The organism is Pseudomonas sp. AM8 (assembly GCF_036346475.1).
Taxonomy (GTDB): domain Bacteria; phylum Pseudomonadota; class Gammaproteobacteria; order Pseudomonadales; family Pseudomonadaceae; genus Aquipseudomonas; species Aquipseudomonas marginalis.
In genome coordinates this window covers 175,297-199,312 of the sequence record NZ_JAOTNX010000010.1, presented here as the reverse complement: position 1 = coordinate 199,312, position 24,016 = coordinate 175,297, and the positions used below count along the sequence as shown (strand labels likewise).

23 protein-coding genes are annotated in these 24,016 nt (G+C 60.3%); 15 read left to right on the top strand and 8 right to left on the bottom strand.

The window, feature by feature from the left end; all coding sequences use genetic code 11:
* Positions 1–51 precede the first annotated feature (51 nt).
* The 3 genes from V3W40_RS23220 to V3W40_RS23210 all read right to left on the bottom strand — a co-directional run bounded on the left by V3W40_RS23220 (position 52) and on the right by V3W40_RS23210 (position 3,846).
* Positions 52–483, bottom strand: coding sequence for an acyl-CoA thioesterase (locus V3W40_RS23220; protein WP_065925806.1), 432 nt, complete (start codon positions 481–483; stop codon positions 52–54).
* Between the two features lie 23 nt (positions 484–506).
* Positions 507–2,444: a RecQ family ATP-dependent DNA helicase gene (locus tag V3W40_RS23215; protein ID WP_330215705.1), complete on the bottom strand. Its 1,938-nt coding sequence runs from the start codon at positions 2,442–2,444 to the stop codon at positions 507–509.
* A 226-nt stretch (positions 2,445–2,670) separates the two neighbouring features.
* Positions 2,671–3,846, bottom strand: coding sequence for a tetratricopeptide repeat protein (locus V3W40_RS23210; protein ID WP_065925808.1), 1,176 nt, complete (start codon positions 3,844–3,846; stop codon positions 2,671–2,673).
* A gap of 176 nt (positions 3,847–4,022) precedes the next feature.
* Between V3W40_RS23210 and V3W40_RS23205 the strand changes: the two genes are divergently transcribed.
* The 4 genes from V3W40_RS23205 (at position 4,023) to V3W40_RS23190 (ending at position 6,787) form a co-directional block, all read left to right on the top strand.
* A complete protein-coding gene (locus V3W40_RS23205; RefSeq protein WP_003236014.1) occupies positions 4,023–4,193 on the top strand; it encodes a YhfG family protein in 171 nt (56 codons plus the stop codon).
* A complete protein-coding gene (locus V3W40_RS23200; RefSeq protein WP_330215704.1) occupies positions 4,193–4,792 on the top strand; it encodes a putative adenosine monophosphate-protein transferase Fic in 600 nt (199 codons plus the stop codon). The genes V3W40_RS23205 and V3W40_RS23200 overlap by 1 nt, the downstream gene beginning before the upstream one ends.
* Before the next feature lie 301 nt (positions 4,793–5,093).
* Positions 5,094–5,390: a hypothetical protein gene (locus V3W40_RS23195; RefSeq protein ID WP_330215703.1), complete on the top strand. Its 297-nt coding sequence runs from the start codon at positions 5,094–5,096 to the stop codon at positions 5,388–5,390.
* Positions 5,391–6,430: 1,040 nt separating this feature from the next.
* Entirely contained in the window at positions 6,431–6,787 is a 357-nt protein-coding gene (locus V3W40_RS23190) for a DUF1493 family protein (RefSeq protein WP_027605145.1), read from the top strand.
* A gap of 127 nt (positions 6,788–6,914) precedes the next feature.
* Here V3W40_RS23190 and V3W40_RS23185 read toward each other — a convergent pair whose 3' ends face one another.
* Both V3W40_RS23185 and hslO read right to left on the bottom strand, forming a co-directional pair.
* A complete protein-coding gene (locus V3W40_RS23185; RefSeq protein ID WP_065925812.1) occupies positions 6,915–8,456 on the bottom strand; it encodes a phosphoenolpyruvate carboxykinase in 1,542 nt (513 codons plus the stop codon).
* A gap of 179 nt (positions 8,457–8,635) precedes the next feature.
* On the bottom strand, positions 8,636–9,538 hold the full coding sequence (hslO, locus tag V3W40_RS23180) for an Hsp33 family molecular chaperone HslO (protein WP_027605147.1): 903 nt from the start codon (positions 9,536–9,538) through the stop codon (positions 8,636–8,638).
* 126 nt (positions 9,539–9,664) lie between these two features.
* Between hslO and V3W40_RS23175 the strand changes: the two genes are divergently transcribed.
* Positions 9,665–10,468, top strand: a complete 804-nt coding sequence (locus V3W40_RS23175) for a phosphatase PAP2 family protein (RefSeq protein WP_330215702.1) — start codon at positions 9,665–9,667, stop codon at positions 10,466–10,468.
* A 42-nt stretch (positions 10,469–10,510) separates the two neighbouring features.
* On the opposite strand, the gene V3W40_RS23170 is transcribed toward V3W40_RS23175, so the two are convergent.
* Positions 10,511–10,918, bottom strand: a complete 408-nt coding sequence (locus V3W40_RS23170) for an RNA-binding S4 domain-containing protein (protein WP_027605149.1) — start codon at positions 10,916–10,918, stop codon at positions 10,511–10,513.
* A 116-nt stretch (positions 10,919–11,034) separates the two neighbouring features.
* On the opposite strand from V3W40_RS23170, the gene rimA reads away from it, so the two are divergent.
* The 3 genes from rimA to rimK are packed head-to-tail and all read left to right on the top strand — an operon-like array spanning position 11,035 to position 13,212.
* The gene (rimA, locus tag V3W40_RS23165; protein ID WP_330215701.1) at positions 11,035–11,814 is read left to right on the top strand and encodes a S6 modification regulatory phosphodiesterase RimA; all 780 of its coding nucleotides are present in this window, start codon (positions 11,035–11,037) and stop codon (positions 11,812–11,814) included.
* Positions 11,815–11,827: 13 nt separating this feature from the next.
* On the top strand, positions 11,828–12,310 hold the full coding sequence (rimB, locus tag V3W40_RS23160; protein WP_017526050.1) for a retropepsin-like aspartic endopeptidase RimB: 483 nt from the start codon (positions 11,828–11,830) through the stop codon (positions 12,308–12,310).
* Positions 12,307–13,212 carry a 30S ribosomal protein S6--L-glutamate ligase gene (gene rimK, locus V3W40_RS23155; RefSeq protein WP_003171022.1) on the top strand — a complete coding sequence of 302 codons (906 nt, stop codon included), beginning with the start codon at positions 12,307–12,309 and terminating at the stop codon, positions 13,210–13,212. The genes rimB and rimK overlap by 4 nt, the downstream gene beginning before the upstream one ends.
* A 97-nt stretch (positions 13,213–13,309) precedes the next feature.
* On the opposite strand, the gene V3W40_RS23150 is transcribed toward rimK, so the two are convergent.
* Both V3W40_RS23150 and ompR read right to left on the bottom strand, forming a co-directional pair.
* Positions 13,310–14,623 (bottom strand): ATP-binding protein, encoded by a 1,314-nt coding sequence (locus tag V3W40_RS23150; protein ID WP_065925816.1) that lies wholly within the window; start codon positions 14,621–14,623, stop codon positions 13,310–13,312.
* Positions 14,624–14,739: 116 nt separating this feature from the next.
* Entirely contained in the window at positions 14,740–15,480 is a 741-nt protein-coding gene (ompR, locus tag V3W40_RS23145; protein WP_330215700.1) for an osmolarity response regulator transcription factor OmpR, read from the bottom strand.
* 356 nt (positions 15,481–15,836) lie between these two features.
* Between ompR and V3W40_RS23140 the strand changes: the two genes are divergently transcribed.
* The 7 genes from V3W40_RS23140 to tauD all read left to right on the top strand — a co-directional run bounded on the left by V3W40_RS23140 (position 15,837) and on the right by tauD (position 23,999).
* Entirely contained in the window at positions 15,837–18,173 is a 2,337-nt protein-coding gene (locus tag V3W40_RS23140; RefSeq protein ID WP_330215699.1) for a Tex family protein, read from the top strand.
* On the top strand, positions 18,173–18,556 hold the full coding sequence (locus V3W40_RS23135; RefSeq protein ID WP_090401099.1) for a PaaI family thioesterase: 384 nt from the start codon (positions 18,173–18,175) through the stop codon (positions 18,554–18,556). The genes V3W40_RS23140 and V3W40_RS23135 overlap by 1 nt, the downstream gene beginning before the upstream one ends.
* A 214-nt stretch (positions 18,557–18,770) precedes the next feature.
* Positions 18,771–20,354: a glutamate--cysteine ligase gene (gene gshA / locus V3W40_RS23130; RefSeq protein ID WP_330215698.1), complete on the top strand. Its 1,584-nt coding sequence runs from the start codon at positions 18,771–18,773 to the stop codon at positions 20,352–20,354.
* A 188-nt stretch (positions 20,355–20,542) separates the two neighbouring features.
* On the top strand, positions 20,543–21,520 hold the full coding sequence (gene tauA, locus V3W40_RS23125) for a taurine ABC transporter substrate-binding protein (RefSeq protein WP_330215697.1): 978 nt from the start codon (positions 20,543–20,545) through the stop codon (positions 21,518–21,520).
* Between the two features lie 18 nt (positions 21,521–21,538).
* Complete coding sequence (gene tauB / locus V3W40_RS23120) at positions 21,539–22,318, top strand: taurine ABC transporter ATP-binding subunit (RefSeq protein ID WP_065925820.1); 780 nt, start codon at positions 21,539–21,541, stop codon at positions 22,316–22,318.
* Positions 22,315–23,151 carry a taurine ABC transporter permease TauC gene (tauC, locus tag V3W40_RS23115; protein WP_027605156.1) on the top strand — a complete coding sequence of 279 codons (837 nt, stop codon included), beginning with the start codon at positions 22,315–22,317 and terminating at the stop codon, positions 23,149–23,151. The genes tauB and tauC overlap by 4 nt, the downstream gene beginning before the upstream one ends.
* Before the next feature lie 11 nt (positions 23,152–23,162).
* Positions 23,163–23,999 carry a taurine dioxygenase gene (gene tauD / locus V3W40_RS23110; protein WP_065948521.1) on the top strand — a complete coding sequence of 279 codons (837 nt, stop codon included), beginning with the start codon at positions 23,163–23,165 and terminating at the stop codon, positions 23,997–23,999.
* Positions 24,000–24,016 lie beyond the last annotated feature (17 nt).

The following is a 24,016-nucleotide window of genomic DNA, read 5'->3' as shown; positions in this document are numbered from 1 at the left end:
GGGGGCTGGCCCCCTCCCACATCGGGTTCCGTGGTGCCTGCAACGCCGAAGTCAGACCACCAACCGCTGCAACGCCTCGCGCAACATCCCCGGAATCGTCACCGGCTGGTTCGTCCCCCGATCCACGAACACATGCACAAAGCGCCCCGCCGCACAGGCCTCCTCTTCGCCTGCCTTGAACACCGCCAATTCGTACTGCACTGAGCTGTTGCCCAACTTGCCCACCCGCAGGCCGATGTCCAGGCGGTCGGGAAAGGCAATCGAGGCGAAGTAATCGCACGCCGAACTCACCACAAACCCCACCACCTCACCGTCATGAATATCCAACCCACCCTGTTCGATCAGGTAGGTATTCACCGCCGTGTCGAAGAAGCTGTAGTAGGTGACATTGTTCACATGGCCGTACACATCGTTGTCGTGCCAGCGTGTGATGATCGGCTGGAAGTGACGGTAATCGGCGCGTTGCGGCATTGAGTCAGGCATGGGCACGTCTCATGAAAGTAGGGTTACAGGTCACTCAAGTGGGCTTGGGCCCACTCACGCACGTCGGCGTAGGGGTAGTCTTCCAGCGCTGCGAAACCGGGAATGCCCCGCGCCTTCAACTTGGTAAACAACGGCACGCTGATACCCCCCAGGAACCGTGTCAGCCGCTCAGCGCCCGGCAGTTGGCCGGTGTGCTCATGATGCCTGTGGATAAAATCACCGCACAGCCCCATGAAGTTTTTATCCACAAGCGGCGGCAGGCTCGGCGGCGCCGGCAAATGCGCGACGTGGCCGTGGCACACAGAGCAGTGCCCGCAGCGCTGCGGTGCATTTTCATCACCAAAGTAACGCGCCAGGCGCTGCCCCAGGCAATGTTCGGTGGCGAACAGATCGAGCATGGCATGAATCCGCGCCACTTCCGTCACCTCGTGCTGCTTGAAGCCTGTGTATAACTCGGCGCTCAACACCTGTGGATCAAACTCGGTATCCAGCAGGCTGTAGACCTCCGTCATCTGCTTGCTTTCCAACTCGATCAGGCCTTGTTCCTGGAAGTAATCCAGGGCCTTCACCACCCGACTGCGTTCGGCATTGTGTTGTTGGTAAAGCGCGTCGAAATCCACGGTCGCCCAGGTTTTCGCGCGCTTGCACACCTGGATGATCGCCGCGACAAACTGCTGGCGCTCGCCGGAAAAACGCACCAGCAGGGCCTCGGGCTCGACCAGGTACTTGAAGCGGTACTCGGCATAAAACGCGTAGCGCGGCGCGATCACGCCCCTGAGCTCCAATTGCACCAGCAGTGTCTTCAGTGGCAGTTCGCGGATGTTGCTGTGGTCCGACAGCGACCTCAGCAGGAACTCCCACTGCCCTTCACTGCGCGCTGCCTGCAACTCTTCCAGCACCCGCCGAATACCGTCCTGCTCGGGCGTATCGCCGTACACGAAGTTTTCCAGCACATTGAGGCTGTCGCGGTTGGCCAGCACCAGGCAGTCCGAGGGCTGCCCATCACGCCCCGCACGGCCGATTTCCTGGCTGTAGTTCTCGATGGATTTGGGCAGGTCAAAATGCACGACATTGCGGATATCGCTCTTGTCGATACCCATGCCAAACGCGATGGTAGCGACGATGCAATTGGAGCGCCCACCCATGAAGCGCTGCTGGATGCCCTCACGCCTGTCGTGGGGCAAGCCGGCGTGATACGCCTCGGCCTGGATACCGTTGCGGTTCAGGTGCTCGGCAATCTGCTCGGCGGTTTTCTGCAAGGTGACGTAGACGATGCTGGGCTGGTTGGCCCGCTCGCTCATCCACTGCACCAGGCGCCGATGCTTGTCCGCACCGGCGACCGGCTCCACCAACAGGTCGAGGTTGGGCCGGTAGAAGCCCGTGGTGACCACGTCGTCCGGCGCAATGGCGAACTTGGCCTGCATGTCGGCAATCACCTTGGGCGTGGCCGTAGCCGTCAGCAGCAGCGCTTGTGGGATCTTGAACTGGCGCTGGTAGTCCGGCAGCTTCAAATAATCCGGGCGGAAGTTGTGGCCCCACTCGGAAATACAGTGCGCCTCATCCACCACCAGCAGCGAGATCTGCACACTTTGCAGGAAGTGGCGAAAACGCTCGTTCTTCAAGCGCTCCACGGAAATCATCAGGATTTTCAGCTCGCCGGAACGCGCGCGGGCCATCACGTCATTGGCGTCCTCGCGGCTTTGCGCCGAATCGATACTGCCCGCCGAAATACCGTGGCGTTGCAGGAAGCCCAACTGGTCCTGCATCAACGCCAACAACGGCGACACCACCAGCGTCAGGTGCGGCAGCAACACCGCCGACAGCTGATAACACAGGGACTTGCCCGACCCCGTAGGAAAAATGGCCGCAGCCGAACGACCTGCCAGTACGGCGCTGACCGTTTCTTCCTGGCCCAAACGAAACTGTGGATAACCAAAGACCTGCTGGAGGGTGTCGTGCATAGGCTGTCACTCCATTGACCGCTGAAGGTGGCTTAAAAACGTAGCCCAGCAAGCTCAGCGAATCGAGAAAGGTCGCATGGAAAAAAGAGACAGGATGATACACAGGGTGCAGCAATGGCCTTGGGCCAAATTTGACAAGTTCGACTGTGGCTGTAGGAACACCACAAACCAAATGTGGGAGGGGGATTGCCCCCCTCCCACATTTCAGACCTGCGCTACAGCTGAATCAGCGATTCTGCACCCGCTCAATCGCCGTGTCATACACCGGGTTGGCCTTCTGCTCCTTGGCCAACTGGTAGTGACGCAATGCATCCGGGAACTGCCCCGCCGCTTCGTAGATCCGCGCAATGTTGTAGTAGGCACCTGCACGCACGGTGGCAGCATTGGCGCCGGTGGCAAGGGCGATAGCCTTGCGATTGGCCCAGATCGACTCGGCAGTGTTGCCGGCTTTCTGATACGCCAGGCCGAGGTTGCCGTAGGCCTTGCCGAAGCCATTGTCCAGCTCGATAGCCTGGCGGAACAGGTCGATGGCCTGGTCCAGCTTGCCGGCCTGGTAGGCCGCTTCACCCTGCAGGTTCAGACGCTTCGCATCGGTTTGTACGGAAGAGCTGACGGTGACGGCGGTGACCGCCACGCTGTCATCCAGCAGCGGTTTGACTTCGTTCAGCACATTCGCCGCATTCACGGTCACGCCACTGAAAGTGTTGATGTCCTGGAAGTCGCCGCTGCCGGTCATGCGGAACACCGTCCACAGGTTGCCGCTGCGGTTCTTGGGCACGTAGTAGGTACGCACCAGCGATTGGCCCATGTACACGAACACCTTGGCTTCGCTGTCGGACAACTGGCGCGAGCCTGGATTGCCGCCATTGCTGTAGTCGTGCACGGCATAGACGTAGCTTTCGCCGTAGTGCTTTTTCTGCAGGGTGATGGTTTCCGGACCGTAGCTGTCGGTGTCATCCACATCCAACTCGGCGTCAGTACCCTTCTGGTTCTCGAAGTAGATGTTATTGCCGGGGAAAATCATGTGGGAGTCGAGGTCACTCGGCGTCTTGCCCCAGGTCAGCACCACACGCAGGCCATCGAGGTTTTCCATCACCGGGCTGATGGCGTAGGTCATGCCCGCGCATGGGCACTTCACCACCAGGTTGGAGTAGCCAGGTTTCTTGATGATCAGCAGGTTGCTCGCATCATCAGCGGCCTCACTGGTCAGCGTCACTTGGCCCTGGGCGTTGGTGCGGCCCACCACATTCTGTGCGCCGTTGCGTTGCAGCAGCACTTCGGCATCAGCGATTTTCTGGTCCTTGACCACCGCACTGAGCACTTCGATCGGCAACTGCCCGGCCTGGACCGAAAAAGCCACCGCACACAACGACATCGCCGAAGCAACACGAAGCAAACCCATGCTTAACTCCCTTTAAGTAGCGGGCGGAAATCGCCCTGCAAGATTTTGCGGTGAAACATACGCTGAATTCCGAGTGTCGGCGGATTTTTTGTACAGAATGTGACGTGGTTTTTATCCCGCCTTCCCGTTGAAGCATTGCGCTACAATCAAACCTTGCTACCCAGGAGTGCGCTGCGATGAGCGAACTGACGTTTGAGCAAAAACAGGATCATTACCACAAGATCCGCCGTTCCAATTACCTGGCCAGCCTGCGCCTGGAAGGGTTCGACACCCAACCGGCCGACGTCGACAAACCCCTGCCGACCCGCGAAGCCGTCCTTGCCAAGTACCGCAACACGCCACGCTGATGCTCGACAAATACGGGGTGGGCCAGGATCCGTACTGCTATCCCGGTAGCAGCGTCCTGCGCAACCGCCTCGATTTGCTCGACGAAACTCGCCTGCACCAGGCCGAGCGGGAATTATCCGAAATCGCCGTAGGCAACCTCCCTCTCTTCCCCCCGCCCTACGACCTCGACCGCCTGCAACACATCCACCGCACGCTGTTCGGTGACATCTACGACTGGGCCGGTGAGTTGCGCAGCGTGAACATCCAGAAAGGCGACACCCTGTTCTGCACCCCGGAGCGCATCCCCCCGGAAGCCGCGAAGATCATCCGGCAGATGGAAGAAGCAAACTGGTTTGTCGGTGCCAGCCAAACCGAGTTGATAAGCAGGATTGCCGAAGCCTATGGCGACCTCAACGTCATCCACCCCTTCCGCGAGGGCAACGGCCGGGCGCAGCGGATTTTGTTCGAACAGATCATCGTCAACGCGGGGTTTTCAGTGAACTGGTGGCTGGTCAAACACGCGGCATGGATACCGGCGAATATTGATGCGGTGGCGTGTGATTATCGGGGGTTGGAGGCGATTTTTGAGCGGTGTGTCAGCAGGCCTGCCAGCGCCTGATCGAACCACGAACGATTAAACCATCTGTTTATTGCCCGAGCGCACACTCACTTCTAAGGTTCGCACCGTCGCTGCCAAATCAGCGGCCGGGTTTGGTCACCCGGAAAACAGCACACATAAGTGCCATTACTCGCTCTGCGAACGTCTATCGTCTCGTATAGCAGTGCTATGGCGGCTGTGTGGGGGACGTCTTCGGACGTGTCGGAGTGCTGTTTCCGGCTGGCCAACCCGCGCACAGTCCGCCACCCACCGTTTGGCCACGGTGATGTCGGTTACCTAACAGCAAACCGAGCACCTTCAAATGCAAATACCTGAAACGATGAACCGCTATCGTCATCTACGCACCAATTTCACTGATACCCATCCGCTTCTCATCGACACCCAAGCCAAAGCCGAAGACATCCAGTCCGCCGCCCACCAACGCATCCGCGCAGCCACCGACTTACTGGAAACCTTCTCCTGCCTGACCTTCGAACACTCCGACCTCAAAGACATCTCCCACATCACCAACGCCTTGTACCTGCTCGTCCAAGACGGCTGTGATTTGCTGGAAGCGGCGCAACACGTACAACTACAAACCGAACAAGCACAAATCTAAGCAACACCCTTTTTAGAAGCGAGCCTGTTCGCGAAAATCATCAACGATGACGCGGTAAGCCAGAAGAAACGCGGCGTCCTTGAGTTTTTCGCGAGCAAGCTCGCTCCTACCATTGACCCGCGTTGCCTGTTAAAGCACTGCCAAGCCACAAATGCCGGAAACCGTTGTAGGAAACCTCCAAACAACGCGACATCCCCTTCCCAAACTGCTCCAAACACACGCTTAACCCTCTACAGAAGTTACCCGTAGCTGAATGAAAATAGCGCGGTCTCAACTTTCTCGGCAGAAACCTGTGAACATCGAAAGGGCTCAACACATCGGCCACTATGGCGTCATCTTCACAGTGATTCGCTTCACTGTTGTGCCTGACAATCGGCATGCTTTGGCCAATCTATGCCTGCTTGAAACAAAAACGGCAGCGCGACAAGTGCGCGATCAGATACGTAGGCTGTACGAAAAAATGCTGGCCAGAGACTTGCCATGCGAAAGGGCGGTCGCGATTTCCCATCCTTTGAGACGGAATCAGGCCGATCGGTTAAACGACCAAAACGTGCTCATCAAACAAATAATCTCCGGAGCGGTTAAAGCACCAGGGATTGCCATTTCAACCGTAACCGCGGGCTTCGTTGGAGATACGATTTCCGGCAAGCTTCGTAGATATCACGCTGGAGACATCATCATCGGTCTGGATGCCAGTGTGAGAGGAGGCATAGGGCCTCAGCGGTCAACACTCTCAATGCATGTCTACTCGGACGAGTCTTAGTGGCATGGCCCTTTACCTTCAATCCGCTTCCTTTCTCATTATCTATTTGGTGCTGCACTACCAAATCACAGACCCAATGCTCAGAAAGCACTTCGCAGTCACATTTCTTACAACAGGCCTTATTTTGACGTTCCTACTACCCTATGTAGCGGTGATCCTCAGAATGCCCCTCCTACCTGTCTTTGTATTCTTGATAGGCTTGGCGCTCTTCATCACTCGAAACAAATACCGCCTCCAACGCAACCAGCCCCTTCACCCACTCCTGCGTGCACCCACCATGAACCTCGCCCCTAACTTCCCCGAAGACCCCGTGATGCAGCAACTCCTTCAACTGCTGCACGAAGAAATCGGCCTGCCGAAACACAAGACCATCCGCCTGCAAACCTCACTCAATTTCGACCTGGGCTGTGACGGCAGCGAAGCCAAGCAGCTCATGGAAGCGCTGGAGCAGGAGTTCGCCCTCGACCTGGGCGACTACGACACTTATCGTTACTTCAACCCACCGGTCTTTGACGTGTTCCTCAAGCGTCGGGGCAAGGGGCATGGCGACAAGGTCCCGTTGACCATCGGCATGCTCTACCTGGCCATCAAGACCCACAGCTGGGACACGCAGACGCTGGAAAACCTGAGCTGAGCGAATACCGGCTCCAGGTCCACCGCAAGTCAAAGGTGGAGGGGCAATGGTTCGGCCTATCGTCGACGAACCTTTCGCGCACAAAAAAGCCGCTCACAAGGAGCGGCTTTTTAACAGCGACCGAATCTTACAACTTCGGACCCGCAGCCTTGATCGCATCGCTCACTTCAAACTTCTTGAAGTTCTCGATGAACAGACCAGCCAGGGCCTTCGCTGCTTCATCGTAAGCGGCCTTGTCAGCCCAGGTGTTACGTGGGTTCAACAGGCCGGTCTCAACGCCCGGTACGGCCAATGGCACGTCGAGGTTGATGGTGTCGAGGTGTTCGGTTTCAGCACCGATCAACGCGCCGCTCTGGATCGCTGCGATCACGCCGCGCGTGGTCGGGATATTGAAGCGCTTGCCAACGCCGTAGCCACCGCCGGTCCAGCCGGTGTTGACCAGGTAGACCTTGGAGCCGAAGCCGCGGATGCGCTTGATCAGCAGCTCTGCATATTCGCCGGCCGGGCGCGGGAAGAACGGTGCGCCGAAGCAGGTGGAGAAGGTCGACTTGATGCCGCTGCCCGAACCCATTTCGGTCGAGCCCACCAGTGCGGTGTAGCCGGACAGGAAGTGGTAGGCCGCTTGTTCTTCGCTGAGGATGGACACGGGCGGCAGTACGCCGGTCAGGTCGCAGGTCAGGAAGATCACCGCGTTTGGCTCGCCGCCCAGGTTCTTCTCGGAACGCTTGGCAACGTGCTCCAGCGGGTAGGCGGCGCGGCTGTTCTGGGTCAGGCTGACGTCAGCATAGTCGGCGTGCTTGGCCTCGTCGATCACGACGTTTTCCAACACGGCGCCGTGCTTGATGGCTTTCCAGATCACCGGCTCGTTCTTCTCGGACAGGTCGATGCATTTGGCATAGCAACCGCCTTCGATGTTGAACACCACGCCTTCGCCCCAGCCGTGCTCGTCGTCACCGATCAGGTAGCGGCTTTCGTCGGCGGACAGGGTGGTCTTGCCGGTACCCGACAGACCGAAGAACAGGGTCACGTCGCCGGCTTCGCCAATGTTGGCGGCGCAGTGCATCGGCAGTACGTCGGAAGCCGGCAGCAGGTAGTTCTGCACCGAGAACATGGCTTTCTTCATTTCACCGGCGTAGCGCATGCCGGCGATCAGCACTTTTTTCTGGGCGAAGTTAAGGATCACGCAACCGTCGGAGTTGGTGCCATCACGCTCAGGCACGCACTCGAAGTTGGCCACGTTGAGCACTTGCCACTCGTCACGACCGGCCGGGTTGTACTGGGCCGGGTTGATGAACAGGCAACGACCGAACAGGTTCTGCCAGGCAGTCTGGGTGGTCATTTTCACGGCCAGGTAGTGGTCTTCGGAGGCCCCTACGTGAACGTGGGAAACGAAATGCTCTTGCGCATTGTTGAACGCCTCGACGCGTGCCCACAGGGCATCGAACTTGTCGGCCGGGAACTTGCGATTGATCGGGCCCCAGGCGATGGAATCCTGGGTGGAAGGCTCTTCAACGATGAAACGGTCGACTGGCGAACGGCCGGTACGGTGACCGGTTTCCACGACCAGCGCGCCGGTATCGGCAAGCACGCCTTCACCGCGCTGCAGGGCTTCTTTGACCAGATCGTCAACACTCAGATCGGTGTATACGGCGTTATTGGCTTGCGTCATGAGGTTCCCCGTCGGCCTGTGGCCGAGTGCTCCAAACGTTTTGTAGTAGAAAGTTGCGCACTACTACCGCGAAAAAAGTGGGCCGGATTATGCCAGAAAAGCCCAAAAAGAGTAGGGCCCTCCCGTCAGAACGCCTCTAATCCGGCATTTGACAGGTGATTTACCTGTGCTTAAACGTTTTAGTGGCGGGTGTCGGAAGGCGTGTCGATGCCTGCGCCAGCGAACAATTGCGCTACATCGGCAGCGTCGAACAGGTAGCGCTCGTTGCAGAACTGGCAGTCGATCTCGATATTGCCACCGTGTTCCACCACCAGGTTCTGCGCATCTTCCAGGCCCAAGCTGACCAGGGCGTTGCCCGAACGCTCACGGGAGCAGCTGCAGTGGAAGTGCAAGGTCTGCGCGTCGAACAGGCGTACCGGGTCTTCGTGGTACAGGCGGTGCAGGATGGTTTCGTTGTCCAGGCCCAGCAGTTCTTCGGCTTTCAGGGTATCGGCCAAGGCAATGCAGTGCCGCCAGCTTTCAGCGCGATCTTCGTCGTCCTTGATACGGTCGGCCGGCAGTTGTTGCAGCAACATGCCACGGGCGCGCTTGCCGTCGGCGTTGAGCCAGAACTTGGTGCCCACTTGCTGGGACATCACGAAATAGTTGGTGAAGCATTCCGACAGCGTTTTGCCGTCGAGGTCGACGATGCCCTGGTAACGTTGGCCTGAGGTCGGGTCGACGGTGAGCGCCAGGACACCGTTGGGCATCAGCTCGGCCAGGCTGGCGTCCGGGGCAATCTGGTCGGCTTCATAACGGGCCAGGCCACGGATTTCGCGCTCGCTGGAGCACTCGATCATCAACAGCGGAATCGGCCCTTCGGAACGGGCTTGCAGGATCAGCAAACCGTCGAACTTCATGGTGCCTACCAGCAACGCAGCAGCGGCCATCAGCTCACCGAGCAGTTGTGCGACCGGTTCCGGATAGGGGTGCTTGGCGAGGACTTCGGCGTAGCTGCGCTCCAACGAAACCATTTCGCCGCGGGCGTCGCTCTCATCGAAGATGAAGCGTTGGGTGAAGTCGGTATCCGGTAGATCAGTCATAGGTCTGGGTATCTGAATTGATGACAAATTGGTTACAAGGTTTATAAAATTAAACGCTTTAGCACCATCTTGGTGCGGCTTTCTCCTGGAAACAGAGAGCTTATTTAGAGCGAAGAGGGACAGTTTATGAACAATCCGGGTTTGTTCCAAGCCAAGTGGAACCTCCGGCGATGGGCTCTGTGCAATCTACTCGCTATCGGGCTGCTGTGTTTTTGGCTGTGGCCCACGGGGCAGATGCTGTGTGTGATTTTCGACGAGTGGCTGTTTCACCTTCTCAACGACCCGCTGGCGAGCAACGCGACATGGCTGCACGTGTGGGCCGTGGCCAGTTTGCGGCCGTTTGATGCGGTGGTCGGGGTGATCCTGCTGATGCTGATGATTCGCGGCGACTGGGTGTTCAAAGCCGCGCAGGTACGCCAGGCCCTGTTAGGTTTTGTCGGTGTTTTGTTGCTCTTGCTGTTTATCCGCATGCTGTTTTCCAAACTCGCAGCGCAGATGGGCTGGCAACACAGCAGCCCGTCGATGGTCCTCGCCGGGGCGATCCAGATGAGCGACTATTTCCCGGGGCTGGAGAAGACCTGGGAGCTGAAGGACCGCTCAAGCCAAAGCTTTCCGGGGGATCACGCCTCGGTGTTGCTGATCTGGGCAATGTTCATGAGCGTGTTCGCCAAGCGTATCGGCCAGGTGCTGGTGATCTGGGGCCTGGCGCTGTTGTTCATGATGCCGCGGCTGGTAGCGGGCGCGCATTGGGGGCAGGACGACTATATCGGCGGGGTGCTGCTGGCACTGTTGGCGTTGGGCTGGGGTTGTTACACGCCGTTTGCAGCGAAGGTGTCGGCCGCTTTGTTACACGTGACGACGCCGATCTTCAGGTTACTTGGCAAGCTGCCAGTGATCAGTGGATTGAGCGTCGTGCGTACATCCCCTTAACGCTGCAAGCCCCCTCCCACATTTGAATGGGCCGCTGCGCGATCAGTCATCATTGCCACTGCCGCGAAACTTGAACAGGTCGCGGCGCTGCTTCTTGCTCGGCTTGCCATCGGTGGTCATCCCCGTGGCGCCCGCCTTGCGCAGGGCAGCCGCATTTTCGCGCCTGGCAATGCTGGCTTCGGTTTCGGTGTACAGCGCCTGTGCTTCGGGAGCGCCACGGCGCACGATGGAAAGTGCCTGAACCACGACGGTCTTTTCGTCAAAACCTATCCGAATCTGCAGCTCATCACCGACACGTGGCTCTTTGCCCGGCTTACAGCGCTCGCCTCGATGATGCACCTTGCCGCTCTCAATCGCGGCCTTGGCCAAGGCACGTGTCTTAAAGAAACGCGCCGCCCAAAGCCACTTGTCCAGACGGACCTTTTCTTCCTCTTCCTGCTTTTGAGCCACTTGAATTCCTCGCTCTGACAAATGTCGCAACTGTAACGTTGAAACCCTTCGACGCATAAACCTCAAGGCTCACCTAAGATACGCCAGGTAGCACCCTGTTTTCGCGAGGATACGCCGTGACCGACTTTCCTACTTCACTCACCTCGCCTGAACAGCGTTGCCCAGGCTGCCAGCAAAGCGAACCCTTGGGTTTCGAGTTTGCTTTCGCCTACCAGCCTATCGTTGACCTTCGGGACCATTCGATTTTTGCCCACGAAGCCTTGGTGCGCGGTACACAGGGCGAAGGGGCATTGTCGGTGCTGGACCAGGTCAACGACAGCAACCGCTACCGCTTCGACCAGCGCTGCCGCACCCAGGCGATTGCCGGTGCTGCAGCTTTGGGGATGCAAACCCACCTTTCCATCAACTTCATGCCCAACGCCGTGTACCGTCCGGAGTTGTGCATCCGCAGCACCCTGGAGGCGGCGCGCGCGCACAATTTTCCGCTGGATCAACTGATTTTCGAGACACTGGAAAGCGAGCATGTAGATAACTATCGCCATTTGACGAATATTCTGCGTGAATACCGCGAATTCGGCTTCAAGACCGCTATCGATGATTTCGGCGCGGGCTATTCGGGGCTGAATCTGTTGGCTGATTTCCAACCTGACTTGATCAAACTCGACATGGCGCTGATCCGCGATGTCGACCAGGATCGTGTCCGTCAGGTGATCGTCCAGGGGATTGTCACAATCTGTGAGCAGTTGAACGTTACTGTCATCGCCGAAGGCATCGAAAGTGCCGGCGAACGCGACTTTCTGTCTGACTGTGGAATATTTCTGATGCAAGGCTACTGGTTCGCCAAGCCTGCATTCAAAGCCCTGGCCGAGGTTTCTCCTCAGGCGTGGGCGAATTGACCGGTTACCCATATTGAAGACATTTGACCATTTGACCGTTGTAGGTCTGCGTGAATGGGTGGCACTTCCCGACTTGGGAGTGGCAGGCCTGCGTGCCAAGATCGACACCGGTGCCAGCACCTCCAGCCTGCATGCCACCGACATCGAGCCGTTTGAGCGCGACGGCGAGAAGTGGGTGCGCTTTACCGCGCACCTGGGCAGCGTCGTGCAACTGCGTCACCGCCGCTGCGAAGCGCCCCTGGTGACGATGAAAACCATCAAGAGCTCCAATGGCCATGCGCAGGTGCGCTACGTGATCAGCACCACCCTGGCACTGGGTGATCGGGTATGGCGGGTGGAGTTCACCCTGGCCTGCCGCAAAGCCATGCGTTATCGCCTGTTGCTGGGTTCCAAGGCGCTGATTGACGGCCACCTGGTGGTCAATCCCGGCGTCAAGTACGTTCAAGACAAGCCGGTGTTCCCGGTCTCTACTATTTCTGCCCCAGGTGCTGCATGAAGATTGCTGTGCTGTCGCGAAACCCGCGTCTGTATTCCACCCGCCGCCTGGTCGAGGCCGGCACCGAACGTGGCCACGAAATGGTGGTGATCGACACGTTGCGTGCCTATATGAACATCGCCAGCCACAAGCCGCAGATCCATTACCGCGGTAAACCGCTGGAGGGGTTTGATGCGGTGATCCCTCGGATTGGCGCCTCGGTGACGTTCTATGGCTGCGCCGTGTTGCGCCAATTCGAAATGATGGGGGTTTTCCCCCTCAATGAATCCGTGGCCATTGCACGCTCGCGGGACAAATTACGCTCGTTGCAACTGCTCTCGCGGCGGGGCATCGGCCTGCCGGTCACCGGCTTTGCCCACTCCCCCGACGACATTCCCGACCTGATCGAAATGGTCAACGGCGCGCCGCTGGTGATCAAGGTGCTGGAAGGCACCCAGGGCATCGGTGTGGTGCTGTGTGAAACCGCGACCGCAGCGGAATCCGTGATCGAGGCATTCATGGGCCTCAAGCAGAACATCATGGTCCAGGAGTACATCAAGGAAGCCGGCGGTGCGGATATTCGCTGCTTCGTGGTGGGCGACAAGGTGATCGCAGCCATGAAGCGCCAGGCCAAGCCCGGAGAGTTCCGCTCCAACCTGCACCGTGGCGGCAGCGCCAGCCTGATCAAGATCACCCCGGAAGAACGCATGACCGCGCTGCGGGCGGCCAAGGTCATGGGGTTGGCAGTGGCGGGTGTGGATATCCTGCGCTCCAACCATGGGCCACTGGTAATGGAGGTGAACTCGTCGCCGGGCCTGGAAGGGATAGAGACCACCACTGGGAAGGATGTGGCGGGGATCATCATTCAACATCTGGAGAAGAATGGTGGACCGAATATGACCAGGACCAAGGGCAAGGGTTAGAGACGGGAGCTGTCAGCTTCAAGCTATAAGCTGCAAGAAAGGGCAAAAGCTGTGTGCCTTTCTCTTGCGGCTTCAAGCTTGAAACTTGCAGCTGTTTCTATACCGCATCTCTGGGCAGCATCAGCCCAAGCGGCAAGCGTACCCGCGCCTCAAGGCCACCGCCTTCGCGGTTACGCAACTCGACATTGCCGCCGTGCATCGACGCAATCCGCCGCACGATCGCCAGCCCCAAGCCGGTCCCTTTGCCACCCCGGGCACGGTCGCCACGGGTGAAGGGGTTGAAGATACCCTCCAGCTCGTCCGGATCGATGCCCGCCCCCCGGTCCATCACACTCAGCACTACGTACGGCGCAGCACTGTCGCCAGACACATACGCAGCCACTTCAACATCCGAACCGGCGTGGTGCAAAGCGTTGCCGATCAGGTTGTTCAGCAGGCGCTTCATCGACACCCGACGCAACGCAAACGGCTGGATCGGCTCAAGGCGCATGCGCACTTGCTCGCCATTCTGGTTGTAGGGCGCCACAACCTCACGCACCAGGTCCGTGAGATCGACTTCCTCCACCACCTCGTCACGACCATCACGGATAAACGCCAGGAACTGGTCGAGAATCGCGTCCATGTCTTCGATGTCGCGAACCATGTCGTCGGTGAGGTCGCTATGGTTGCCCATCAGCTCCAGGGACAGGCGCAATCGCGTCAAGGGCGTGCGCAAGTCATGGGACACCCCCGCCAGCATCAGCTCGCGCTCCCGCCCGGCCTGTTCGACATCCTCCGCCATCTGGTTGAAGGCGCCATACACCTCGGTCATTTCACTGGGCGTATCGCTGACCGGCAGGCGCACGCTGCGCCCCTGGCCCAATTGGCGGGCGGCAAACACCAGGCGCTTAAGCGGTTGGTTGAGCTGGCGAACGAAAATCCACGCCGACGCGGTGGAAAGCAAGCCGATGGCCAGGAACCAACCCAACACGTTCCAGATCTTCTGCCCCCGCAAAGGGTGCGGATACAGCGGAACCTTGATCCAGGCATCACCAAGGCTCGGCGCCCTTACCCACAGCGCAGGTGAAACATGCATGCGCAAGCGCACCTCGGTGTCCTCGCCCAGTTCGGCCTGCATCTGGCGCTGGTAGATCTCGCTGTAGGGCCAATGCTGCTCACCCTCGGGTACACCAGCCCCGTCAACGCGGGTCAACGTCGAGGCCTTGGCTACCTTTTCGCGGTTCTCAGGGTCTACAGCCCAGTAACCACGCAGCGTCAGGGCGACACCGTGGCTGTACTGCCGGTCCACCAGCACGTCTTCGTTCATCAGCAGATAAACCAGTGTCAGCGCCTTGGAAAACAGCACGACGATCAGCACCAGCCAAAGGGTGCGGGAGAAGAAACTTTGCGGGAACCACAGAGGGGTTTTCATAGAAGACAGCTGGACACCTTGCAGGAACGAGCGGCGCTCGCAGAATTGCAGACGCCGGGCATCCCGTCGACCCTCATGGAGTCAAGCGCCAGGATGCCCGCCCTGCAAATCATCGGTCACTTGGTTGCGGTGCCATCCGGCACAAACACATAGCCCACACCCCAGACAGTCTGGATATACCGAGGTTTGGACGGGTCCGGCTCGATCATCCGGCGCAGACGGGAAATCTGCACGTCGATGGAGCGTTCCAGGGCGTCCCATTCGCGACCGCGTGCCAAGTTCATCAGTTTGTCGCGGGTCAGCGGCTGACGCGCGTTCATCACCAGCGCCTTGAGCACGGCGAATTCACCGGTGGTGAGCATATGCACTTCGTCGCCACGCTTGAGCTCGCGGGTCGCCAGCGACAGCTCGTAGTCGCCAAAGGTGACGCTTTCGTCTTCGCTGCCCGGCGCGCCCGGTACCGGCGGCGCCTGACGACGCAGCACGGCTTTGACCCGCGCCATCAACTCGTCAGGGTTGAAAGGCTTGGCAAGGTAGTCATCGGCGCCCAGCTCGAGACCCTTGATGCGGCTCAGCTCATCGCCCTTGGCGGTCAGCATGACGATTGGAATCTGGTTGTTCGCGCCGCGCAGGCGCTTGCAGGCGGTGAGGCCGTCTTCGCCGGGCAGCATCAGGTCGAGTACGACCAGGTTGAATACTTCACGCCCCAGGAGACGGTCCATCTGCTCGGTGTTCGGCACCGCGCGGGCACGGTAGCCCTTGGAGTTGAAGAAACGCTCCAGCAGGCTGCTCAGCCCCGGATCGTCATCAACGATGAGAATTTTTTCGCCTTCAGCAGTTTGTGCAGTGCTGCTCATTGGATGCTCCTCTTATCTCGGCGCGCATTATGGCGTAGCTGCCGTTATACGCACCGTGTGCATTGTTAGCAGATTTTTCCTCTACTGCCAGCGAACCCTCGCCTTCCAACCACTGGCGCAGTACCCCCCAAGGGCAGAACGCTGGTTATAATGCGGCGCCTTCGTGCAGGGCAACGTCAGATCGTTGCCGTTTACTGCCGGGCTTTTTTTCCCCGCTTGTGGTGATTTTTTCGATTTCGAGGGTCAATAGGCTGCCTCTTGACCCAGGTAGCGGCGCCGGTCGGGCCGCTCAACCAGCCGCGCCAGGCCTTGTTTCCCGGGCCTGCGGGCTGCTTTTCAGAATTTCAGGTGGTTTTATGGACAGCATCAACAGCCGCATCGCCGAAGAACTCGGCGTACGCCCACAACAGGTCGAAGCGGCCGTCGCTCTACTGGATGAAGGCTCCACGGTGCCCTTCATCGCCCGTTACCGGAAAGAAGTGACCGGCAGCCTCGACGACATCCAGCTGCGGCACCTTGAAGAACGCCTGCGCTACCTGCGAGAACTCGACGAACGGCGTATCAGCATCCTCGCCAGCATCGAGGAGCAGGGCAAGCTGACGCCTCAGCTTGAACGCGACATCAAGCTCGCCGACACCAAGACCCGCCTCGAAGACCTTTACCTGCCGTACAAACAGAAGCGCCGCACCAAGGGCCAGATCGCCCTGGAAGCCGGCCTGGGCGAACTGGCCGACGGCCTGTTCAACGACCCCTCGCTGACCCCGGACACCGAAGCCGCGCGCTTCGTCAACGCAGAGAAAGGCGTTGCCGACGTCAAGGCCGCCCTCGAAGGTGCCAAGTACATCCTGATGGAGCGCTTCGCCGAAGACGCCAACCTGCTGGAAAAACTGCGCAACTACCTGAAACAGGAAGCCACCCTCAGCGCCCGCGTCATCGCCGGCAAAGAGGAAGAAGGCGCCAAGTTCCGCGACTACTTCGAACACGACGAACCGCTGAAAAGCATGCCGTCCCACCGTGCGCTGGCGATTTTCCGTGGCCGCAACGAAGGCATTCTCAGCTCCGCGCTGAAAGTCGGCGACGAATTGCCGGGCACCATGCACCCGTGCGAGGGCATGATCGGCCAACAATTCGGCATCCAGAATCAGAATCGTCCTGCGGACAAGTGGCTCGGTGAAGTCGTGCGCTGGACCTGGAAGGTCAAGCTCTACACCCACCTGGAAACCGACCTGCTCGGCGAGTTGCGCGACGGCGCAGAAACCGAGGCGATCAACGTCTTCGCCCACAACCTGCACGACCTGCTGCTGGCCGCACCGGCCGGCCCGCGCGCCACCCTGGGCCTCGACCCGGGCCTGCGCACCGGCTGCAAGGTCGCCGTGGTCGATGCCACCGGCAAGCTGCTGGACCACGCCACCGTGTACCCACACGTGCCGCACAACAAGTGGGACCAGACCCTCGCCATCCTGGCCGCCCTGTGCGCCAAGCATGCGGTGGACCTGATCTCCATCGGCAACGGCACTGCCAGCCGTGAAACCGACAAGCTGGCCGCCGAACTGATCAAAAAATACCCAGCCATGAAGATGACCAAGGTGATGGTCTCCGAAGCCGGTGCTTCGGTGTACTCGGCGTCGGAACTGGCCTCCAAGGAATTCCCGGACCTCGACGTGTCGATCCGTGGCGCGGTGTCCATCGCCCGTCGCCTGCAGGATCCGCTGGCAGAGCTGGTGAAAATCGATCCTAAATCCATCGGTGTCGGCCAGTACCAGCACGACGTGTCACAGCTGAAACTGGCACGCGGCCTGGATGCGGTGGTGGAAGACTGCGTAAACGCCGTGGGCGTGGACGTGAACACCGCCTCCGTGGCGCTGCTGGCGCGTATCTCCGGCCTCAATGCCACCCTGGCGCAGAACATCGTCACTCACCGCGACGAAAACGGTGCGTTCAAAACCCGTGCCGCGCTGAAAAAAGTCGCCCGCCTGGGTGAAAAAACCTTCGAGCAAGCCGCCGGTTTCCTGCGCGTAATGAACGGCGACAACCCGCTGGATTCGTCCGCCGTTCACCCGGAAGCCTATCCGTTGGTGCAACGTATCGCCGCCGAGACCGACCGCGACATCCGCTCGTTGATCGGCGACGCCGCGTTCCTCAAGCGCCTGGACCCAAAGAAGTACACCGACGAAACCTTCGGCGTGCCGACCATCACCGACATCCTGCAAGAGCTGGAAAAACCTGGCCGCGACCCGCGTCCCGAGTTCAAGACCGCCGAGTTCCAGGACGGCGTCGAAGACCTCAAGGACCTGCAACTGGGCATGATCCTCGAAGGCGTGGTCACCAACGTGACCAACTTCGGCGCGTTTGTGGACATCGGCGTGCATCAGGACGGTTTGGTGCACATCTCTGCGCTTTCGGAGAAGTTCATCAAGGATCCGCGCGAAGCCGTGAAGGCCGGTGATGTGGTCAAGGTCAAGGTCATGGAAGTCGACATCCCGCGCAAACGCGTTGGCCTGTCGATGCGCATGAGCGATACCCCAGGCGAAAAAATCGACGGCGCCCGTGGTGCACGTCCTGGCTCGGCGCCGCGCCAGTCGCAGAACCGCTCTGAAAACAGTCAACCGCGCAAGGAAACCGCCACCGCAGCGCCAAGCAACAACGCCATGGCCTCGCTGTTCGCCAACGCCAAGCAGTTGAAGAAACGCTGATGGAAATCCCCGCCGGTTTGACCCAGAGCGCGTTCAGCGAACTGATCGGCTGCCGCCTGCAACGCCTCGAAGAAGGCGTTGCCGAAGTGGCCCTGACCCTGGAGCCGCACCTGCGCAACCGCGCGGGCAAGCTCCATGGCGGGGCGATTTTCAGCCTGGTGGACATCACCATGGGGCTGGCGTGTTCCAGCGCCCATGGTTTTGATCAGCAGAGCGCGACCATCGAATGCAAGATCAACTACATCCGCGCCGTGGAAGACGGTGATGTGATGTGCACCAGCCGGGTGATCCACGCCGGCCGGCGCACGCTGGTGGTCGAAGCCGATGTGTATCAGGACGAAAGACTTGTCGCAAAAGCACAGGGCACGTTCGCTGTCCTATAGCTCCCCGCCCCCGATTTGAGTTAATTTCGGCGCTGCGATAACAGCGTCGGAATTTTCTTGCTGCGCTATAGCCCAATTCATGGAGTGAAGTAGGCTTTTTTAACGCGGGTCAAATCGACTCAAAACCAGGCGATCACGCCAGTTTTAACTTCACCCTTGTAGACCGTCCTGCCCACCCCCATATTGGGGCGACTGACGCGTGAAGGAATCCAACTTGAGCGAACTTCTCAACCGCCGCCTGGCCCTGCTCGGCAAGCGCGAACACCTCTCCCTGCTAGAGCAGTGCTTGCACGGCATCGAGCGTGAATGCCTACGTGTCACCGGTGAGGGTCGCCTGGCACAAACGCCGCACCCCGAAGCCCTGGGCGCCGCGTTGACCCATGAACAGATCACCACCGACTACTCGGAATCGCTGCTGGAGTTCATTACCCCGGCCCTGCCCAACCCGGCCGACACCCTGAGCAGCCTGGACAAGATCCATCGTTTTGCCTACACCAAGCTCGGCAGTGAATACCTGTGGAGCCCCTCGATGCCGTGCCCGTTGCCGGCCGAGGAAGACATTCCGATTGCCTACTACGGCACCTCCAATATCGGACAGCTCAAGTACGTGTACCGCAAGGGCCTGGCCCTGCGTTACGGCAAGACCATGCAGTGCATCGCCGGCATCCACTACAACTTTTCCCTGCCGGAACAGCTATGGCCGCTGCTCAAGGAGACTGAAGGCTTCGTCGGCACCGACCGCGACTATCAGTCCACGGCCTATATCGCGCTGATCCGCAACTTCCGCCGCTACAGCTGGCTGCTGATGTACCTGTTCGGCGCCTCGCCGGCCCTGGACGCGGGTTTCCTGCGCGGTCGCTCGCACCAATTGGAAGTGCTCGACGCCGACACCCTGTACCTGCCGTACGCCACCAGCCTGCGCATGAGCGACCTGGGTTACCAGAGCAACGCCCAGGCCGGCCTGACGCCGTGCTACAACGACCTGAGCAGCTACACCGACAGCCTGCGCGAAGCGGTGGCAACGCCCTACGCGCCCTATGTCGAAGTCGGCACGCATAAGGACGGTGAGTGGGTACAGCTCAACACCAACATCCTTCAGATCGAAAACGAGTACTACTCCAACATCCGTCCCAAGCGCGTGACCTACACCGGCGAGCGGCCGATCCAGGCGCTGATGGCCCGCGGCATCCAGTACATCGAAGTGCGCTGCCTGGACATCAACCCGTTCCTGCCGATGGGCATCGACCTGCCGGAGTCGCGTTTCCTCGACGCATTCCTGCTGTACTGCGCGCTGAACGACAGCCCGCTGTTCGCCGACAACGAGTGCGGCAACGCCACGTCCAACTTCCTCAGCGTGGTCAAGGAAGGCCGGCGCCCGGGCCTGCAATTGCAGCGCAAGGGCCAGGCCGTGGACATGAAGGAATGGGCCACCGAGCTTCTGGAGAAGATTGCCCCGCTGGCTGCGCTGCTGGATGAAAGCCACGGCATCACCGAACACAGCCAGGCACTGGACGCCCAACTGGCCAAGGTCAAGGACCCGTCCCTGACCCCTTCGGCGCAGGTACTGGCGGCGATGGCCGAGCGCAAAGAGAGTTTCGCGCAGTTCTCCCTGCATCAGAGCGAGGTGCACGCCGAGTACTTCCGCCGCGAGCCGTTGCCGGCTGAAGAGCAGGCACGCTTTGAAGAGCTGGCGCGCACGTCGCTGGCGCAGCAAGCGGAACTGGAGCAGAACGAAGTGGGCGATTTTGACGTGTTTGTCGGGTCGTACCAGGCGAGCATTCTGGCGATCAGCAACTAACAGAAGCCGAACCCGGCTCAAAATGTGGGAGGGGGCAAGCCCCTCCCACATTTGCCCTCATCAAGCTCAAGATTCGCTTCAACCTTTCGCCCATAAGCTAATTCGAAAATGTTATTTATTTTCGGATTCTTAGATCATTTAGTCTCCTCACACGCCGACCCTCGGCCGCCTGATTGAGGAGCTTCCCCTTGAAACTGTTAACCCCTCTGCGCCTCATGGCCGCGTTGTCCCTGGCCGGTGCCAGCCTGTTTGCCCAGGCGGCGGATGTGACCATCGCCTACCAGACCACCGTAGACCCGGCCAAAGTCGCCCAGGCCGACGGCGCGTATGAAAAAGCCACCAACGCCAAGATCGACTGGCGCAAATTCGATAATGGCGCCGACATCATCGCCGCCATCGCCTCCGGCGACGTGCAGATCGGCTACCTCGGCTCCAGCCCTCTGACCGCCGCGATCACCCGCAAAGTGCCGGTGGAAACTTTCCTGGTTGCCACCCAGATTGGCGGTGCCGAAGCCCTGGTGGCACGCAATGGTTCCGGGATCAACAGCCCCCAGGACCTGATCGGCAAGAAAATCGCCGTGCCCTTCGTGTCCACCGGCCACTACAGCCTGCTGGCCGCGCTGAAGCACTGGAACATCGACCCATCGAAAGTGACCATCCTCAACCTCGCACCGCCGGCGATCATCGCGGCCTGGAAGCGCGGTGACATCGACGCCACTTACGTATGGGACCCAGCCCTGGGCGTGGCCAAGGAAAACGGCAAGGTGCTGATCACCTCCGGCGAGCTGGCCAAGTTCGGCGCGCCGACCTTCGATGCCTGGATCGTGCGCAAGGACTTCGCGCAGAAGCACCCGGAAATCGTCACCGCCTTCGCCAAGGTCACCCTGGATGCCTACGCCGCCTACCGCAAAGACCCACAAGCCTGGCTCGCCGACACAGGCAACGTCGACAAACTGGTGAAACTCTCCGGCGCCAAGGCCAGCGACATCCCGCTGCTGCTGCAAGGCAACGTCTACCCGCTGGCCGCTGACCAGGTGACCCTGCTGGGCGCACCAACCACCAAGGCCGTGACCGATACCGCTGCCTTCCTCAAGGAGCAAGGCAAGGTCGACGCCGTGCTGCCGGACTACGCCCCTTACGTCAGCGCCAAGTTCATCACTAACTGATTCAAGGAGTTCATCGCGATGGCCTTGCTACAACTGGAGCGCATCAGCGCACAGTACCCAGGCGCCACAGAACCGGTACTGTCTGACATTTCACTCGACCTGGGGCCCCAGCAGCTGCTGGTGGCCCTCGGCCCGTCCGGCAGTGGCAAGACTTCGCTGTTGAACCTGATTGCCGGCTTTGTCGAGCCTTCTGCCGGGCGCATCACCCTCGATGGCGTACCGGTCAAAGGCCCCAGCGCCGAACGCGGCGTGGTGTTCCAGGACGACGCGCTGTTGCCCTGGCAGGACGTGCTGGCCAACGTCGGTTTCGGCCTGGAACTGGCCGGCATGCCCAAGGCGCAGCGCGAAGTGCGCGCCCGGGAAATGCTCGCCCTGGTTGACCTCGCCGGCTTCGACAATCGCCGCATCTGGCAACTCTCCGGCGGCCAGAAGCAACGCGTCGGCCTGGCCCGCGCCCTGGCCGCCGACCCGCGCGTGCTGCTGATGGACGAACCCTTCGGCGCCCTCGATGCCTTCACCCGTGAGCAGATGCAGGAACTGTTGCTGCAAGTCTGGCGGCGCACGGCCAAGCCGGTGTTCCTGATTACCCATGACATCGAAGAAGCGGTGTTCCTCGCCACCGACCTGATCCTGCTGGCGCCCAACCCGGGCCAGATCGTCGAGCGCCTGCACCTGGACTTCGGCCAGCGCTACGCGGCCGGTGAGTCGGCGCGGGCGATCAAGTCCGACCCGCGCTTTATCGAAACCCGCGAACACGTGCTGGGCAAAGTGTTCTCGCAACGGCAGGTGTCCGCATGAGCAGCTACGAACTCCCCGCCACCGCTGCCAAGCCGGTGGCGCACGCGGTCATTCCTGTGCGTCGCAGCCTGAGTACACGCTGGATCAGCCTGTTGACCCTGGTCGCCTTGCTGGCCCTCTGGTGGGCCGTCACCGCCACCGGCCTGATCGAACCGTTGTTCCTGCCACCGCCCTCGGCCGTGCTGCAAAAAGGCTGGCTGCTGGCGACTACGGGCTATATGGATTCCACCTTGTGGCAGCACCTGGGCGCGAGCCTCAGCCGGATCGGCCTGGGCCTGGGCTTCGCGGTGCTGACCGCCGTGCCGGTAGGCATTGCCATCGGCGCCAACCGCATCGCCCGCGGCATTCTCGACCCGCTGATCGAGTTTTACCGGCCGATTCCGCCCCTGGCTTACCTGCCATTGATCGTGATCTGGTGCGGTATCGGCGAGCTGTCCAAGGTGCTGCTGATTTACCTGGCGATCTTTGCGCCCATCGCCATCGCCACCGCGACCGGCGTACGCACCGTCGACCCGGCCAAGCTGCGGGCGGCGCAGTCGCTGGGCGCCACCCGTGCGCAGCTGATTCGCCATGTGATCCTGCCGAGCGCCCTGCCCGACATCCTCACCGGGGTGCGTATCGGCCTGGGTGTGGGCTGGTCGACCCTGGTCGCCGCCGAACTGATCGCCGCCACCAGCGGCCTGGGTTTCATGGTGCAATCGGCGGCGCAGTTCCTGGTGACCGATGTGGTGGTGCTGGGGATCCTGGTGATCGCCCTGATCGCCTTCGCCATGGAAATGGGCCTGCGCGCCCTGCAGCGTAAGTTAGTGCCTTGGCATGGCCAGGCACATTGAGTGAGAACAGCATGAGCAGCCTGACCGTTACCCCCTTGAGCACCGCCCTGGGCGCCCAGATCAGTGGCGTCGATATTACCCGGCCGCTGAGCACCGAACATCGCGATGCCATCGAACAGGCGTTGCTCAGCCATTCGGTGCTGTTCTTCCGTGGCCAGCCGATCACCCCGCCGCAACAGGCGCGGTTCGCGGCGAACTTCGGCGACCTGCACATCCACCCGATCTACCCCAACGTGCCGGAACAGCCCGAAGTGCTGATCCTCGACACCGCCGTCACCGACGTGCGCGATAACGCCGTATGGCACACCGATGTGACCTTCCTGCCCACCCCGGCCCTCGGTGCGGTGCTGAGTGCCAAGCTGCTGCCGGCGTACGGCGGCGATACGCTGTGGGCCAGTGGCATCGCGGCTTACGAGGCGTTGTCCGAGCCGTTGAAGCGGTTGCTCGATGGGCTGACGGCTACCCACGACTTCACCAAATCCTTCCCGCTGGAACGCTTTGGCAACAGCGCCGAAGACCTGGCGCGCTGGGAAGAAACCCGCAGGAAAAACCCACCTCTGTCACACCCGGTCGTGCGCACGCATCCGGTGAGCGGGCGTAAGTCGCTGTTTGTCAGTGATGGGTTTACCACCAGGATCAATGAACTGGAACCGGCGGAAAGCGAGGCGATTCTCAAGCTGCTGTTCGCCCACGCGACACGCCCGGAATTCACCCTCCGCTGGCGCTGGCAGGAGAACGACGTGGCCTTCTGGGATAACCGCGTGACCCAACATTACGCGGTGGATGACTACCGGCCGCAACGGCGGGTGATGCATCGGGCGACGATTCTTGGGGATGTGCCGTTCTAAACCACACTGCAAATCAA

Bases quoted from the DNA above. Each gene is read 5' to 3' on its own strand.
- V3W40_RS23150 (WP_065925816.1), bottom strand. From the start codon at position 14,623: ATGAAAACCCCTCTGTGGTTCCCGCAAAGTTTCTTCTCCCGCACCCTT.
- V3W40_RS23200 (WP_330215704.1), top strand. From the start codon at position 4,193: ATGCTCGACAAATACGGGGTGGGCCAGGATCCGTACTGCTATCCCGGT.
- ompR (WP_330215700.1), bottom strand. From the start codon at position 15,480: ATGAGCAGCACTGCACAAACTGCTGAAGGCGAAAAAATTCTCATCGTT.
- V3W40_RS23140 (WP_330215699.1), top strand. From the start codon at position 15,837: ATGGACAGCATCAACAGCCGCATCGCCGAAGAACTCGGCGTACGCCCA.
- rimK (WP_003171022.1), top strand. From the start codon at position 12,307: ATGAAGATTGCTGTGCTGTCGCGAAACCCGCGTCTGTATTCCACCCGC.
- V3W40_RS23190 (WP_027605145.1), top strand. From the start codon at position 6,431: ATGAACCTCGCCCCTAACTTCCCCGAAGACCCCGTGATGCAGCAACTC.
- tauB (WP_065925820.1), top strand. From the start codon at position 21,539: ATGGCCTTGCTACAACTGGAGCGCATCAGCGCACAGTACCCAGGCGCC.
- V3W40_RS23220 (WP_065925806.1), bottom strand. From the start codon at position 483: ATGCCTGACTCAATGCCGCAACGCGCCGATTACCGTCACTTCCAGCCG.
- V3W40_RS23205 (WP_003236014.1), top strand. From the start codon at position 4,023: ATGAGCGAACTGACGTTTGAGCAAAAACAGGATCATTACCACAAGATC.
- tauC (WP_027605156.1), top strand. From the start codon at position 22,315: ATGAGCAGCTACGAACTCCCCGCCACCGCTGCCAAGCCGGTGGCGCAC.
- tauD (WP_065948521.1), top strand. From the start codon at position 23,163: ATGAGCAGCCTGACCGTTACCCCCTTGAGCACCGCCCTGGGCGCCCAG.
- hslO (WP_027605147.1), bottom strand. From the start codon at position 9,538: ATGACTGATCTACCGGATACCGACTTCACCCAACGCTTCATCTTCGAT.
- V3W40_RS23215 (WP_330215705.1), bottom strand. From the start codon at position 2,444: ATGCACGACACCCTCCAGCAGGTCTTTGGTTATCCACAGTTTCGTTTG.
- V3W40_RS23210 (WP_065925808.1), bottom strand. From the start codon at position 3,846: ATGGGTTTGCTTCGTGTTGCTTCGGCGATGTCGTTGTGTGCGGTGGCT.
- V3W40_RS23195 (WP_330215703.1), top strand. From the start codon at position 5,094: ATGCAAATACCTGAAACGATGAACCGCTATCGTCATCTACGCACCAAT.
- V3W40_RS23185 (WP_065925812.1), bottom strand. From the start codon at position 8,456: ATGACGCAAGCCAATAACGCCGTATACACCGATCTGAGTGTTGACGAT.
- V3W40_RS23175 (WP_330215702.1), top strand. From the start codon at position 9,665: ATGAACAATCCGGGTTTGTTCCAAGCCAAGTGGAACCTCCGGCGATGG.
- V3W40_RS23135 (WP_090401099.1), top strand. From the start codon at position 18,173: ATGGAAATCCCCGCCGGTTTGACCCAGAGCGCGTTCAGCGAACTGATC.